The organism is Rhodococcus sp. DK176, from assembly GCF_038447315.2.
Classification (GTDB): domain Bacteria; phylum Actinomycetota; class Actinomycetes; order Mycobacteriales; family Mycobacteriaceae; genus Rhodococcus_F; species Rhodococcus_F jostii_A.
Genome location: NZ_CP118323.2, coordinates 164,006 through 179,879, shown reverse-complemented (window position 1 = coordinate 179,879; position 15,874 = coordinate 164,006). Strand labels below are relative to the sequence as shown.

Annotated in this window: 10 protein-coding genes; 5 read left to right on the top strand and 5 right to left on the bottom strand. The window is 60.9% G+C overall.

Annotation, left to right across the window (positions count from 1 at the left end):
• Positions 1-42 precede the first annotated feature (42 nt).
• Positions 43-1,461: a nicotinate phosphoribosyltransferase gene (locus PSR88_RS39450; RefSeq protein WP_016881367.1), complete on the top strand. Its 1,419-nt coding sequence runs from the start codon at positions 43-45 to the stop codon at positions 1,459-1,461.
• 1,068 nt (positions 1,462-2,529) lie between these two features.
• Here the strand turns inward: PSR88_RS39450 and PSR88_RS39445 are convergent.
• The 5 genes from PSR88_RS39445 to PSR88_RS39425 all read right to left on the bottom strand — a co-directional run bounded on the left by PSR88_RS39445 (position 2,530) and on the right by PSR88_RS39425 (position 9,405).
• Positions 2,530-3,885: a coenzyme F420-0:L-glutamate ligase gene (locus PSR88_RS39445; RefSeq protein ID WP_016881366.1), complete on the bottom strand. Its 1,356-nt coding sequence runs from the start codon at positions 3,883-3,885 to the stop codon at positions 2,530-2,532.
• A 234-nt stretch (positions 3,886-4,119) separates the two neighbouring features.
• Positions 4,120-5,073, bottom strand: coding sequence for a 2-phospho-L-lactate guanylyltransferase (gene cofC / locus PSR88_RS39440; RefSeq protein WP_237723955.1), 954 nt, complete (start codon positions 5,071-5,073; stop codon positions 4,120-4,122).
• A gap of 10 nt (positions 5,074-5,083) precedes the next feature.
• A complete protein-coding gene (gene pgl / locus PSR88_RS39435) occupies positions 5,084-5,881 on the bottom strand; it encodes a 6-phosphogluconolactonase (RefSeq protein WP_016881364.1) in 798 nt (265 codons plus the stop codon).
• Entirely contained in the window at positions 5,878-8,349 is a 2,472-nt protein-coding gene (gene cofH, locus PSR88_RS39430; RefSeq protein ID WP_016881363.1) for a 5-amino-6-(D-ribitylamino)uracil--L-tyrosine 4-hydroxyphenyl transferase CofH, read from the bottom strand. Before cofH ends, pgl begins: the two co-directional genes overlap by 4 nt.
• 78 nt (positions 8,350-8,427) lie before the next feature.
• The gene (locus PSR88_RS39425; protein ID WP_016881362.1) at positions 8,428-9,405 is read right to left on the bottom strand and encodes a ribose-phosphate diphosphokinase; all 978 of its coding nucleotides are present in this window, start codon (positions 9,403-9,405) and stop codon (positions 8,428-8,430) included.
• 806 nt (positions 9,406-10,211) lie between these two features.
• Here PSR88_RS39425 and PSR88_RS39420 point away from each other — a divergent pair.
• From PSR88_RS39420 to PSR88_RS39405, 4 genes are all read left to right on the top strand, one after another.
• On the top strand, positions 10,212-11,231 hold the full coding sequence (locus tag PSR88_RS39420) for a nucleoside hydrolase (protein WP_016881361.1): 1,020 nt from the start codon (positions 10,212-10,214) through the stop codon (positions 11,229-11,231).
• A gap of 186 nt (positions 11,232-11,417) precedes the next feature.
• Entirely contained in the window at positions 11,418-12,554 is a 1,137-nt protein-coding gene (locus tag PSR88_RS39415; protein WP_016881360.1) for a CaiB/BaiF CoA transferase family protein, read from the top strand.
• A gap of 8 nt (positions 12,555-12,562) precedes the next feature.
• Positions 12,563-14,041, top strand: coding sequence for an aldehyde dehydrogenase family protein (locus PSR88_RS39410; protein WP_016881359.1), 1,479 nt, complete (start codon positions 12,563-12,565; stop codon positions 14,039-14,041).
• An 82-nt stretch (positions 14,042-14,123) separates the two neighbouring features.
• Positions 14,124-15,554, top strand: a complete 1,431-nt coding sequence (locus PSR88_RS39405) for an aldehyde dehydrogenase family protein (protein WP_016881358.1) — start codon at positions 14,124-14,126, stop codon at positions 15,552-15,554.
• Positions 15,555-15,874 lie beyond the last annotated feature (320 nt).

Here is a 15,874-nt window from a genome sequence, read left to right as displayed (position 1 = left end):
TGATCGAATTCTTGCCTCCCCCCATTTCCGTAGGAGCATTATATGTCCACCAGAACTGGCTTCACTAACCTGCTGACCAATACCGACAACTATAAGCACACGCAGTTTTTCCAGTATCCGCCCGGCACCGAGTATGTGTCGAGCTACATTGAGTCCCGAGGCGGCGCCTTCCCCGCCACACTTTTTTTCGGCCTACAGGCCTTCCTCCGGGAGTATCTCAGCAAGCCTTTCACCGTCGAAGACATTGATGAGGCCGAAGCAATAATTCGGGGTACTAATGTTGAGTTTAATCGACAGATCTGGCTGGACCTCTTAGAAGACCATGGGGGCTATTTGCCGATCGAGATCGAAGCCGTTCCCGAAGGGACAGTAGTTCCGACAAGGAACGTAATGCTGCAGGTCATCAATACCGATCCAAAGTACTTCTGGGTGCCCAGCTTCTTTGAAACCGCACTTTTGCGGGCCGTTTGGTATCCGACTTCCGTAGGCTCCCTGAGCTGGATGTTGAAGAAGATTATCTGGAACGCCCTGGAACGCACCTCGGATAATCCTGACCTAGCAGGCCACTACCTGGCCGACTTCGGCGCTCGCGGTGTGAGTTCATTGGAGTCTGCAGCGTTGGGCGGGATGGCGCATCTGGTGAACTTTGACCAGAGCGAGACTGTACCCGCAACAGTGGCCGCTAAAAAATACTACGACGCGTCAACTCCCGCTTTTTCGGGTGTCCACATGGAGCACGCGAGCATTTCTTCATGGGGCCCCGATGGGGAAGCCGAACAAATGCGACGAATGCTCGAAAGAAAATCGCCTATTGTCAGTTTGTTGACTGACACTTTCAACCACGAAAACACCGTTCGGAATATCGTCGGCGTAAAGCTGAAGGAGTTGGTAGAGGAATATCCTGGGCTCGTCGGCATCCGTATCGACTCGGGCGACGTGGTGCAGGTCACTTCCGACACGGTCGAGTGGCTGATGGAGGCGTTTGGGCACGAGGTCAATAGCAAGGGGTTCAAGGTCCTCCCGCCCTACATTCGCGCGCTGCAGGGTGACGGATTGACGATCGAAAGTTTGCGTCAGGTTTATGACGAGCTCGAGCGTCGAGGTCTCTCGGCGGAGAACGCGCTGTGCGGTATGGGTGGCGGGCTGCTGCAGCAGATCAACCGCGACACGTTCAATTTCGGCCAGAAGGCAAACGCCATCTGTATCAATGGTGAGTGGAAGGACATTGCCAAGAGGCCGACCGGAAACCTGATGAAGCACTCCAAGGCTGGACGATTGGCGTTGCGCAAGGTCGACGGTGACTACAAGACTGTTCCACGAGCGCAGGTCTCGCCTGAAGAGAATCTGTTGGTTCCAGTCTTCAGGAATGGGAAGATTCTGCGGACGTGGTCATGGAACGAAGTCCTCGAAAACAGCAACCGTGAAGTTCCCGCCTACTACTATGACGAGGTGCTCTCGTAGAAATACCTCGGCTTTCGGAAGCAGCAATTTTGCGCGGCCGATAGCACCGGGTTTGGGCGCTACGGCCCTCGGTAGCCAAGCCTCCGAGGAGTTCGTCAGGAGAGCGGTCAACTTGACGATCGGCAGATCTGTACCGCCAGGTCAATATTGTCGTACAGCAGATGTTCCGGTGTACAGCCTCATACCGGTCCACGTACTATCTCAAATGTAGGTGCTCGGCGAGTCCTGTTGCACTCACCCGCGACAAAGTGCCACCCTTCGAATCGTCAACCGCCACAGATGACGAACCCGAAGGGTGGCCGTGGCCATCATCTCGATGGAGAGCGTTGGACGTACATACGCCGTTTCAAATGGCTGCCAGCGTCCGTGATGAGCTTGGTGCGGTCGAACCGGGCACGGCAGGTGCCGCAATAGAATTTGACCCTGGTAGGTGACAGTGATGGATCCTTCACTTTCGAGACGTTCGTGAATAGCCGAGGCCGTGAAGGTGATGTCCGACGAGAACGTGGCTTCGATTGCGATACCACCCGCCGTGACGTCGCGAAGTCATGCGCATGTCGGACACCGACAGATCACGTCGCGCACCAGCCGACATGTGAGGTTGGGCAGCCGACATGTGAGGTTGGGCAGCCGATTTGGACCACAAGGGCATGTCCGCCGCGGCGGTTCGTCGCCTGCGCTACCGACGAGCGTGCCGCCACCACGAGGGCGGGTCTGATGTCCCCATAGAGGTGGGATGGAGTTTGCCAGTGGTGTCGGCTGCGCCACTGAGCTTTTGAATTGGCGGCGAAGCGTGGAGGTCTCGGTCCGAGCTGTCGTAGGCGGCGGTCCATGCGGACGGGAGTCGCCGTTTGGCGTGACGCTTGGGATTCCCTGACTCGCTGGGTGCTCGGGTCGATTGCCGCGTCGGAGTTGTGGGTGCGCTCAACCGTGGTTGCGGGTCTCCCGCCCTCAAACTTATACAACACCTTGGGGTTGATCAATTCGCCACCTAACGGGCCGATACTGTGCGTCCGGGCGACCGAATGTCTGAGTGCCCCGAGGTAGGACACCTTGAAGCGGGCGTGCTCAGAGTTCGATTAATGCATCAGCGTGGTCTGCCTGCGGGCGGGGCTCCGGCGGCTGAGCTGCGTAGCCTATTGCGACGGCTCCCAGAGGTCGCCACTCTGCCGGGAGGTCGAGCTGTGCGCGCACTACGTCTGGAGCGAAGATGGTGGAGCCGATCCAGCAGCTGCCAACCCCCTGAGTAGCCAACGAGACCAGTAGGCCGTGAACGGCCGCGCCAACTGACACGGTGAACATCGTCGCCTCCGCCTGCCGTCGGTTCACGTCGGGATAATCATGAGCGCCGTCCGGTACACAAAACGGAACGATCATTTCGGGCGCATTGAATAGGATGCTGCCGCGTTCCATACGTCGGTCCACCAGCTCTGGCGGTAATGCATCGCTGACAAGATCTGTGCGCCACTGCTCACGCATGGCTGTGAGTAGTCGATTGCGCTTGACATCGGACCGCAGCCAAACGAACCGGACGGGACGGGCGTGATGCGGCGCAGGAGCCGTAAGAGCTTCGGCGACTGCCGTCCGGATCAGTTGCGGTTCTACCGCTGTGTCGGTGAAGGAACGAACCGAGCGCCGAAGCAACAATGCCTCGCGGCGCCCTCGTCTCACCGCCTCGGAGGTGCCGAGCCAGAACATGTCGTCCGGTCCGGGTCGGAGCACATCACGCGCGCTGGTGCCGTCATCTTGCAACGTAAGCCCGCGCACAACAGCAACCGGATTCCCCGACAGCTTTCCCTTCACCAGGTCCGCGGCGGCGGCGACTTCATCGACGACTGCCACTTCGGTGACCTGCAACTCGTTGCCCTGCGAGTCTGTGGTGCCGGCGTACCCGTGCAACACTGCAATCCCGGCGCTGCCGATCGCCGCGTCGATTTGCCCTTTTCTCCAGGCTCGACCCATCGTATCGGTGATCACCACTGCCACTGTGACTCCGAGCCGTTCCTTCAGCCCGTTTTGAATCGAGTGTGCGCTAGCATCTGGGTCATTCGGAAGTAAAGCCAGCTCGTCAGAAAAGACATTGGATGCGTCTATTCCCGAGGCAGCTTGAATGATGCCGATCCGGTTCTCAGTAATCAGGGTGTGGCCCCTTCGGGCTACGATTCGCACCGCCTCTTGCTCGATGAGCCGACCCCTGAAGGCCTCCCGCTCGTCGGTGTCGCCCGGTACAGCGACTATCCGCCCTTCCGACTTGGAGACGATCTTGCTCGTAATCACGACAATATCGTTGTCGACCAGCCAAGACGCTCGTTGAGCAATGTGTTCCACGAGGTCGTCCCCCGGCCGGAACTCTGGTAGGCCCGTCACGGGTATGACCTGCAGTCCGTTCATCGCCCCGTGGTCGTTCGCCTTTGCACGGGTCATAGCCGGGCACTCCCTATGTCGATGGCAGCGTACAGCCAACTCATCCGTACCAACTTGCTTCGGGTTGGCGGATGGACCGGTACGTCACCTTGTTGCTGGCTCAATCCGGCAGAATATGCGGCGCAGGAAGGCAGCATCACACTCAGCTGTTGAGTCCCGCAAGAGGTCACGCTCACGATCGGACCTCAGTACGTGACGAGCAGTGCGAATGGTTCACCGTAGCTGCACGCATCGTCATCTCGTAGCTCGCCCTCTGTATTTCTGCCAAAGTTCAACTTCCTCCGCGATACGCCCGTATGCCAGCCGAAGCATCGATTCGCGACGAATGGTGCTCAGCTTGGGGGTGACATCCGGCGAGAGCAACTCGATGAGTCGCTCGAAATATGCACGAGGGGTGATACCGAACTCGACAAAGATCTCTTCGTCGCTTCCACCACCGAACGGCGTCCACTGCCGCGCGAAGCGAAGCATCGCGACTTCGTGTTTGTCCAGCATCATCAGCTCGTGGTTCGACTGGCAAGCGGCGATGCGGGCTGCCGTGCACTTGCCAACTCCCAAATCGCGCACCGTCCGGAGATCAGACGCCGTATCCACGTCCGATCTGAGCGAAGGCCAGTGGCCAGCCAACAGGATCGCTCCGGAGGAAAGGTGTGCACGTGCCGACCTATTGCCGAACCGAGGCTGGAGGCTCTCCCCCCGAGCGGAGAGCAGCAATGTCGTCCCGGTTTCCGCCCGATCGACACAAATCGACCGTCGACCTGCTGCAGCAAAGATGAAGGAGGAGAGTTCACGGGGACGCAACGCTGGGAGATCAGCAAGCATTGCGCCAACTATTCGACCTGGCTTTCCGGCGTGCAGTGCCTTTGCCCCATGGTCGAGGGCAGCGTTGAGGCCCCCTCCAGGTTCAGTCTGCAAGACGGCGGCGCCCAGCCGCTGAACACTCTTGGCCACGTCGGGATCGCGAGTAACAACCAAGACGTGGCGAACCGCGGGCGTTTGGAGAGCGGCGGTCACTGTATCGTTCACCATGGCAAGAACAAGACTCTTGTGCCAGGTGGCGCCGCCTTTCCCTCCGTCTGCTGCACCAAGAAGACGGGTTTTGGCTTCACTCAGCGCTTTTACCGGAATGACCAAGTCAACCTGCAAATCTTCTGCAGGGCGAGGTTGCACAGATTCAGCTGTCAGCACAGCCGCCTCGTCACGGTGCTGTTTCGTCGTAACTGGGCAGCAGGCCCGCGGCGCCGGCGTCCAGGAACACCCGGGTTGCGCTCGATCCCTGCGCCCCCGCTGCTGGAAGCTGCTGAGGCGTCAGCCCCTGCTCCATCAGTGCCGCGACTGCAGACGCCTTGGCGTCGCCGGTAGTCATCAGCCACACTTCGCGGGAGCGCGTGATCGCCGACAGGGTCAGCGAAATCCGGGTGCTCGGCGGCTTCGGGCAGTTGTACACCGCCACCACTTCACGTTGCTTCTCCAGCACTGCCGGTGAGTCCGGGAAGATCGAGGCGACGTGACCTTCCTCGCCCATCCCGAGGAGGCAGATGTCGAACAGAGGCGTCCTGTCCAGGCGACCGTACGCGCACAGTAGCGCCTGGTAGGCGTTTGCCACTGCGGTGGCGTCGTTGCCGAAGCCGCCGTCGGAGGGCGCCATGACGTGGACACGGCCCGGGTCCACGGGCAGGTGGTCCAGTAGGGCCTCGCGCGCCTGCTTCTCGTTACGGTCGGGGTGGTGTCGGGATACGAAGCGTTCGTCGCCCCAGAAGAAGTTCACTCGATGCCAGTTGACGATGTCGCGATTCGGGGCGGTGCGTAGTCTCTCGAGCACCGCTGTCCCGGTTCGTCCTCCGGTGAGCACCAGCGACGCGTAGGCGCGCTCTTTCTGTGCCTGGGCAAGTTTCGAAAGCAACCTCGACGCGACGTCACCGGCGAGCTGTTCGCTGTCGTCGTAGATATAGGGGATCGGCTTGGTGGGAGCGGAAGTGGTTCTTGTTGTTGTCATCTGAGGATCACCTCTGGTGAGTGTGTGGGCGCACCGTGCAGATCGAGCTGGTGGGTGGGAGGCGTCAGGTAGTTGGTCGTGCGCCGTCGCAGTCGGCGGCCGATTCCCTGCACCACCGCGTCCAGGTCTGTCTCGTCGAGTTGCTGGCCGTGGGCTGCGCCGGCGGCGCGGCTGATGTTCTCGTCCATCAACGTCCCGCCGACGTCGTTCACTCCGGCTTGGAGCAGTTGACGGACCCCGTCGAGTCCGAGCTTGACCCACGACGCCTGCACGTTGTCGATGAGCCCGTCGTAGACGATTCGCGCAATCGCGTGGACCAGCACTACTTCTCGCCAGGTCGGACCGCGGCGCGCACCTCGCTTGAGGTAGATCGGAGCCGCCATGTGTACGAACGGAAGACCGACGAACTCGGTGAACCCTCCGGTCTCACGCTGGAGTTCTCGGGTGCGGAGGAAGTGGCGCGCCCAGTGCACGGGCTCCTCGACGGTTCCGAACATCATCGTCACGTTCGACGTCAGGCCCATCGAGTGGGCGACGCGGTGACATTCGAGCCACTCCTCGGTGTCGATCTTGTCCGGGCAGAGGATCGCCCGGACGTCGTCGTCGAGGATTTCGGCGGCGGTGCCCGGTAGCGACTTCAGTCCTGCGTCGACCAATCGCTGTAGGTACTTCTCGAGCGGCTCCCCGAGCCGCTTGGCTCCTTCGGTGACCTCGAGGGCCGTGAAGCCGTGCACGTGGATGTCGGGGGCTGCTTCCTTCGCCGCGCGGCAGACGTCGATGTAGTAGTCGCCGTCGAAGGACGGATGGATGCCGCCCTGCAGGCAGACCTCGGTGCACCCGAGATCCCACGCCTCCCGGACACGGGCGGCGACTTCCTGAAGGGTCAGCAGGTACGGCTTGCCGCGCAGGTTCAGCGACAACGGTCCCTTGGAGAACCCACAGAAGGTGCACTTGAAGGTGCAGACATTGGTGTAGTTGATGTTTCGGTTCCGCACGAATGTCACGTCGTCACCGACCGCCCTGGAGCGGAGGTTATCGGCGAACTCGGCGACCTCGGCGACCTCTCCCCCACGAGCTCCGAACAGGGTGACGATCTCGTCCACTCCCGGTTCCTGCCCCGAGGCGATACCGTCGAGGACGCCACGGACGGGGCCGTCGAACCCTCGCCTGCGGCTCGGCACCAGATCGGTGGGCGCGAACTCCGACCCGGAGCTCCACACTGTCGAGCGTCGACCGATCTGGACGACTTCCGCCCCGGTGCCGACGTTCTTCGCGTCGGCGTGGCTCTCGGGGAACATCGCACCCGGGTCGTCGCGGCCGAGCGACTCGGCGTCCGACCTGTCCATGATCGCAAAGCGCAGACCGGGGTCGATCCATTGTTCGGGGCGGCGCGCGAACTCGGGGTACACGGTGAGGCGGGGTGCGAGGAATTTGCCGTGGCGTTCGGTCACCTCGCGGAGCCGGTCGAGCGAGGGCCACGGCCGTTCCGGGTTGACGTGGTCGACCGTCACCGGGGACACACCACCGAAGTCGTCGATCCCCGCGTCGAGCAGCGGACCGAAGTCTTCCGACAGGTTGGGGGGTGCCTGCAGGTGCACATCCGGCGGCAGGATCAACCTCGCCATCGCGATCGTGCGGAGGAACTCGTCCTGCGGGCAGGCGGGTTCGTTGCGCATCACGGTGTCCGGTTTGGGCATGAAGTTCTGCACGATCACTTCTTGGATGTGCCCGTAGCGTCTGTGCAGCTCGGCGATGGCTCGCAGCGCCGTGACACGGTCCTGCGGGGACTCTCCGATGCCGACGAGGATCCCGGTCGTGAAGGGAATTGCGAGTTCGCCCGCGGCTTCCAGCGTGGCCAGTCGGCGTTCCGGTGTCTTGTCGGGCGCACCGCGGTGGGCCATCAGCGTCGGGTTCAACGACTCGATCATCATGCCCTGGCCGGGGCTGACCGTCCGCAGCAGCGACAGCGCATCCGGTGCGAGGGCTCCGGCGTTGGAGTGCGCCAGCAATCCCGTCTCCGCGGTCACGAGCCGGCACATTGCGGCCAGGTACTCGACGGTGGAGCTATAGCCGTGATCGGCCAGCCATTGGGCCGCGACGTCGTATCGGTCTTCGGGCTCTTCCCCCAGTGTGAACAGCGCCTCGTGGCATCCCGCCTGGGCCCCCTGCATGGCGATCGCGAGCACCTGATCGGGCGTGAGGTAGGGCGCCTCCGCGCGTGCGGGTGAGCGGGAGAAGGTGCAGTAGCCACACCCGTCGCGGCACAGTGTGGTCAACGGGATGAAGACCTTCGGCGAGTACGTCGCCCTCGTGCCGAAGAGTGCGTCGCGTAGTGCGGCTGCCCGTTCCATCAGCTCCGGAAGGGGACGGGTGAGGACGGTCGCGTCATCGACGGACAGTGCGTCGAGGGCGCTCCTCGTGGTGCCGAGCTGGTGAATTGTTGACTTCGTACCTATATCGAGACTCATGGTGGGATGCTCTCTACGCCTCTACCGGTGTGATGGAAACCCCTCCGAGCGCGGCTCGGCGGCTCCCACTTCTATCGATCAGAACAACTGGTACTCACTGCCGAACACTTCGCTGACGGATCCGCCTCGGAAGACCTGGCTGATCGAGTCGGCGAGGACGCCGGCGCAGGACAGCACGCGGACATTGGCCGGTGCCTGGGGCGACAGCGCGATCGTGTCGGTCACGACGATCTCGTCGAACGGCGATGCGGCGAGGTTGTCGTAGGCCTGGCCGCTGAACACCGGGTGGGTCGCTGCGGCGAACACCCTCGACGCTCCTGCCCTCATCACCATCTCCCCCGCAGCACGGAGCGTGCCGGCGGTATCGATCATGTCGTCGACGATGATCGCGGTCTTGCCCCGAACATCTCCGATCACGTGACCTATCTCGGCGACCTGATGTCTCGGGCGTTCCTTGTCGAGAATCGCGAGATCGGCGCCGACGCACTTGGCGAAACTCTTGTTCAGCTTCACCCGGCCGGCGTCGGGTGCCACCACCACGAGGTCCTCCATCTCGAGATCGATGAAATACTGAGCGAGCAGCCTCATTGCCGTCATGTGGTCCACCGGGATCTTGAACATGCCCTGGAGCTGTCCGGCATGCAGATCCATCGCCAGGAGTCGGTCTGCTCCCGCCGATTCGAGCATCCGGGCGACCATCCGCGCGGAAATCGGCTCACGCGGGGCGCTCTGCTTGTCCTGCCGCGAGTACCCGTACCACGGCGTGACGGCGATGACGCGGTGTGCACTGGCAGCCACTGCGGCGTCGATCATCACCATCAGCTCCATCAGTGCGTCGTTGGTGGTGACCCCGGTATCGGCATTGGTACAGGTCGGCTGAACAATGAAGACGTCGGCGTCGCGGATCGACTCCTCGAACCGGCAGTACACCTCCCCGTTCGAGAAGGTCTTCAGCACGACCGGACTCAGCCCCACGCCCAGCTCAGCACCGATCGCTTTCGCGATGTCGGGGTTGGCCCGACCGGAAAACAGTTTCAACCGCTTGCCGTAACTCATCGGCATGCTCGTTGCGGAACCCACGGACGTAGCGCTGTCCGCACCACTACTTGTCGGGATGCTTCTCAAGGCGGCCACCGTTCAAGGACCTCACTGTCTCATTGGTGGAAGGTAGTACTGATGTGCCTGTCTTCGACGTGCGGCGGCGCCGGTCAGAACAGTCCATGGCCGACGAGGTACGCATCTTTCAGATCCGGACCTTCGTCCCCCGTATTCCGCACCCGGATCCGTCGGACCGTAGTTGGCGAGTACATCGCCGGAGACTGAAACCGTGCCCTCTGCGTTTAGAACGCTAACCCGATCCAAATTCGACCTTTCAGCACCGCTTCTGTCGATACGTCAATCCGACCCACCCTCGTCAAACTCACACCGAAACGCCGGGGAGGATTGACTGGGACTGGGAAGGTCCGCGGTCATCGATCGCAAAACCGAAAGGGAGCGGAACCGATTCTACAATGCCCCTTCCGATTTCGGTAGACCATTCATCGCACCGCGTCCTCCCTACCGAAACTTGCAGCTTAGATCAGCTTGGCGTGGAATCCTGCCTTAACCCGAGTGGCACGGCCGTTCAATGCGTCGCAGCGGTAACGCGGGCCATCAATCCCCGGATAGTGGCGACTCAAGCTCGATGACGCCACGGCGCGAAACTCTCTATAGATCGTTTCCATCCTGTCAGATGTTGACCTAAGGAAGGCGCGAATATCGACCGTCAACTGTTAGACGAGTGATACCAGGCATCTCTTTGCCCCACTTCGGATAACCCTGCGAAGCGCGCCTCCGCGTCTCGCTCGGCGAACGATCTCCGAATGGTATCGTTTCTACTCTGCGTAGCGCAAGAAGGCGCGCGCTGCCGTGGCCAGCTCCGCAAGCTCCGCGAAAGAAGGCAAGCGATGCCCCGCCCAAGACCGCTCATCATTGACACAGACCCGGGAATAGACGATGCATTGGCAATAGCAATGGCACTCGCAAGCAGCGAAGTCAGAGTGGTTGGACTGACCAGCGTGGCGGGCAACTCGCCGCTGGACGTCACCAACGCCAACGCCGTGGCGTTGCTTGCCGCGTTTGATCGCAGCGACGTCCCCGTCGCGGCAGGAGCAGCGCATCCCCTGGTCGGCACTTACAAGCGCGTCAAAGATTCACCGCACGGCGACAATGGTCTAGGCGGAATAGAGCTCGAAGCCCCGGGGCTGCAACGTCGATCGATGCACGCGATGGACCTTATCGCCGACATCTTGCGGGATGCCGAACCTCGGTCTGTGGATATCGCTGCCCTCGGACCCCTGACCAACATCGCGATGTTCCTCGCCAAACACCCAGATCTCACAGACCGGATCGCGCGCATCACGGTGATGGGTGGCGGGACGGGGCCAGGAAACATTACCGACCATGCCGAGTTCAACATTTGGCACGATCCCGAAGCGGCCGCCCTTGTGTTCGCTGATGCTGGAGGCGCCGAGATTGTCGTGGTCGGATTGGATGTAACCCGCCGCGCGACTCTCGATGTGGACGATCTCGAATGTTTGCGGCGCAAGTCGCCAAGAGGGGCGTTACTCGCCCGAATGATCAACGCATACGGCGACCTTCACGAGGGCGGATGGCCAATGCACGACGCGCTTGTCCTGGCGAGCATCGTCCACCCACCAGTTATCAGCACAAGACCTGCATCGATTGAAGTCGTTACCGCCGCAGGAGAACGCCGGGGCCAGACCTTGGTTCAGTTCACAGACGAAGCCCGTTCCCCGTCCTCGGCTCGACAGATCCAGTTCGCAACCGATGTCGACGTTCCACTCTTTCGGGACCTAGTGCACACGAATGTAACTTGCTGACGGTCGCTTCCTGCAAACCAGCCGCGGCGGCTGAGGATGCGTGATATTTACAGCCTCAGATGGCGTCGTGGACATCGCCAGGACGCCTGCCGAATTCACCGAGCGATGGGCGGTCGGTGCTTGACGGCATACCTCTACCACATTTAGGATGATGTAATCGTTTCTAGCGGAAGGTTCCTGTACGACATGGCGGCTGCTCTGGAAAATCTGCACATCGTCGATTTCTCTCGGATCTTGGCGGGCCCATTCGCCACGATGCTGCTAGGCGACTTGGGAGCTACCGTCACCAAGATCGAGCGGCCTGGGGTCGGTGACGACACCAGGTCGTGGGGTCCGCCGTACGATGATTCGAACGAGGCCACCTATTTTCAGTCCATTAATCGGAATAAGACGAGCGTTACGATCGATCTCGCCAGTTCGGACGGCATCGAGATGGCGCTGAAGATGGCCACGCACGCGGACGTAGTGGTGGAGAACTTTCGGCCTGGGGTCATGGACAAGCTAGGGCTGGGCTACGAGGTCCTACGCGAGCTCAATCCCGGACTCGTCTATTGCTCGATCACCGGTTTCGGCCGTGACGGTGGATCGCACCTTCGAGGATATGACCTGCTGCTGCAAGCGGTCGGCGGGCTCATGAGCATCACTGGACAGGCCGGCGGCGAGCCCCAGAAGGTGGGGGTTGCTCTGGTTGATGTGCTGGCTGGCCTCTACTCCACGGTAGGCATCCTGTCGGCTGTGCGATTCAGGGAGGCTAGCGGACTGGGTCAGCGTGTCGAGGTTGATCTCTTATCGTCACTACTTGGCTCCCTGGTGAATGAAGGCGCGGCCTTTACAAGCGGTGGGGTGATACCGACTCGAAAGGGTAATGCCCATCCCGGTATCGCTCCGTGCGACCTGATACCCACCGCTGACCGCGAACTCGCTGTTGCCGTGGCCACGGATTCACAGTTCGCCGCCTTGTGTGAATCAGTGCGTGCCCAAGAGTTGGTAGATGACCCGCGGTTCGAGACGAACAGCGCACGGGTCGACAATCGTCTTTTGCTACGAAATATCTTGATCGACAAGCTCCGCGATAGAACCGCGACCGAGTGGGCGGACGATCTCGCCACCGCGGGCGTACCTGCAGCTGCCGTCAACAACATCCCCGCAGCGTTCGATACGGCCGAACAACTCGGTCTTGCGCCCATTGTCCAGGTGGCGCGCTCGGACGGAACGGTGGTCAATCTGCCACGTAATCCGATCAGTCTATCCAAGACACCACCGACGTACCGGATGGCACCGCCGTCGTTGCAGCCCGAACAACATCCGCTTTCCATTAGTTAGGACCCTTTATGGCGAACTTAGCGGGCGTCCCTACGTCAGGCGGAGCCACGCTCCTCGTGAATGGCATGTGGACTAGCTCCAATCGCACCTTCAAACGATTCGATCCCGCCAACCTCAAAGAGGAGACAGGAACGTTCGCGGAGGGGGAGGCGCATCATGTCCAGGAGGCATACACCGCTGCGGCTGCAGCAGCTCCTGGTTGGGCGGCGGTGCCGCCCGGTCAACGAGGCGCAATACTCGCCCGAGCTGCGGAGTTGCTCGAAGCCCGAGTCGAGGAGGCTGCGCGACGACTTACCGCCGACATGGGCAAAGCCATTCGCGATGCCCGAGGTGAAGTTCGGCGCAGCGTCGCAGTCCTTCGCTACTTTGCCAACGAGGTCTCACAACCTATGGGCGAGACCTACCCCGGTTCAAGCGTCGATACGTTTTTGATGACCGTGGAGGAGCCGGCGGGGGTTGTATGTGTAATCACTCCCTGGAATTTCCCGTCAGCAATTCCCGCGTTCAAGCTGTCTCCCGCACTGGCTTTCGGGAACACTGTAGTGTGGAAGCCTGCAGAGGCTGCGTCTGGCAGCGCAGTGCTGTTGACCGAAATATTGATGGAGGCTGGGGTTCCTCCCGGCGTATTGAACATGATTACCGGCAACGGACGGGCGTTGTCTCCCGCCCTCACCGGTGACCCGCGGCTGTCTGCCCTGACATTCACCGGCTCCAATTCGGTCGGACTCCGCTTGCGGCAAGCGGTTGCCGACCGCAACGTGAAGGTCCAGCTCGAACTAGGCGGCAAGAACCCCGCCATTGTTCTTTCTGATGCGGACGTCGACGATGCTGCGACCCAAATATCGAGGGGGGCAATGCTCTCCACTGGCCAGCGGTGTACCGCGACTAGCCGTGTGTATGTTCAGCGGGACGTGGCTCAGAGTTTCTGCCGTCGTCTCGTCGAAGAAGTTGAGCGTCTCACGGTAGGCGATCCATATCAGGAAACTACGGACATCGGTCCACTCGCATCCGTCGAACAGTGTGACACGGTCGGCGGATACCTCAAGCTCGCCCACGACGAAGGGGCCACGTTGCTCACCGGCCGTGCGCGATACGAAGATAGGGACGGCGACGGGAGTTGTCTCGTCACCCCCACCGTCCTCACCGGGGTCTCTTCAGACAGCCGATTGATGCGGGAAGAGATTTTCGGCCCAGTGGTGGTTGTTACCGCGGTCGATGATTACGAGGATGCGCTCACAGCGGCGAACGACACCGTATTCGGTCTCTCGGCTGCGATATTCACGTCCCACATCGGCACGGCAATGGATTTTATCCGGCGCAGCAGATCCGGCCTGGTTCATATCAACCGGGAAACGGCGGGGATCGAGCCGCATGTGCCCTTTGGTGGTTTGAAGGCCTCCAGCAGCATGAGCCGTGAATTGGGGAAATCCGCACGCCAGTTCTTCACCAATAGCAAGACCGTCTACCTGAGATCTCCCGCTGAATAAGGTTCGAATCCTCGTCAACTATGCGACAGCACCAGCCGAGTAGAGAACAGACGAACCAACGCACCCAAACGAAGGAAGTACCATGGAGAATTGCAAGAAGTTTTACATCAATGGAGCGTGGGTGGCCCCTGCCAGCGCTGAAACCCTCGACGTCATCAACCCCGCCACCGAAAAGCCCGTCGCCACCATCGCCCTGGGCACAGCCGAGGACGTTGATCGTGCCGTAGCTGCAGCCAGAGCGGCGTTTGACGCCTACTCCATTACGACCCGCGAAGAGCGGATCGAACTGCTGGAGAACATCATCGCCGGATACAAGAGGCGCGCCGACGACCTCGCCGGGGTGCTCAGCGATGAGATGGGCGCACCAGCCGGCCTGGCTCAGGCGGCGCAGGTTCCGTTTGGCCTCGGCCACTTCATCACCACACTCGAAGTCCTCAAGAACTTCGAGTTCGAGGAGAAGATCGGCACTACCACCGTCGTGCGCGAACCTGTCGGCGTGTGCGGTCTGATCACTCCCTGGAACTGGCCCTTGAACCAGATTGCGGCTAAGACCGCCCCCGCACTGGCTGCTGGTTGCACGATGGTGCTCAAGCCGTCTGAGATCGCTCCGCTTAACGCGCTTATCTTGACCGAGATCTTCCATGAGGCGGGGGTGCCGGCAGGCGTCTTCAACCTCGTGAACGGCGCGGGCCCCGCGGTCGGCTCAGCGCTCTCATCGCACCCCGACGTCGATATGGTCTCCTTCACAGGTTCGACCCGCGCAGGAATCGACGTGGCCCGTAATGCGGCCCCGACCGTAAAGCGTGTCGCTCAGGAACTGGGTGGCAAGTCGGCGAACATTGTGCTCGACGATGCGGACCTCGAAGAAGTTATCACCCGCGATGTCAATGGCATGGTTCTCAACTCGGGCCAGTCATGTAATGCCAGTTCTCGTATCCTCGTGTCAGAGTCACAGATCGACCATGCGATTGCCATCGCCAAGGCGGCGGCGGACGGTATCGTCGTGGGGCCGCCCACGGCGGATGGAACAACGATCGGTCCAGTGGTTTCACAGGCACAGTTCGACAAGATCCAGGGACTGATCCAGAAGGCAATCGACGAGGGCGCAACCCTGGTGACCGGCGGACTCGGACGCCCCGAGCACCTGACTGCCGGCTACTACGTCAAGCCAACAGTCTTCGCTGACGTAACAAACGACATGACCATCGCCCAGGAAGAGATCTTCGGTCCCGTAATGACCCTCATTACATACCAGGATGAAGACGACGCAGTGCGAATCGCGAACGATTCCTGTTACGGGCTTGCCGGCATGGTGTCTTCCAGCGATCACGAGCGCGCGCGACGAGTTGCACGCCGTATGCGTACCGGGATGGTCCATATCAACGGCGCACCCCTTCTTGCAGATGTTCCTTTTGGCGGCTATAAGCAGTCGGGCAACGGCCGAGAGTTCGCTAAGTTCGGACTCCACGACTTCCTTGAGCTGAAGTCGGTTTATGGCGACAATGACGCCTGATCGATAGCACGCAAGACGGGGATTGCCAGGCTAAATATCAAGCCCGGCAATCCCTGTCTTGACAATGTTTAAACGTGTCCCAAGACATTTTGATTGCACCGGTTTACCGGGACGGGACCACCGTTAGAGAAGCCAGTGACAATCGTCTCTATCCACAGCCACGGGCATCAGTGCGATTTTTGAATTACCGCATGAGCCACGCTTAATTATGCTGTGACAACTCAACCCAAGAGGCCCGCCTCGGTACAGCTTTACGCGACCTATTCATCTGTACGATCATCGAGAGAAAATGCATTTCAAGTTCCGATGGTCTGCGAGCG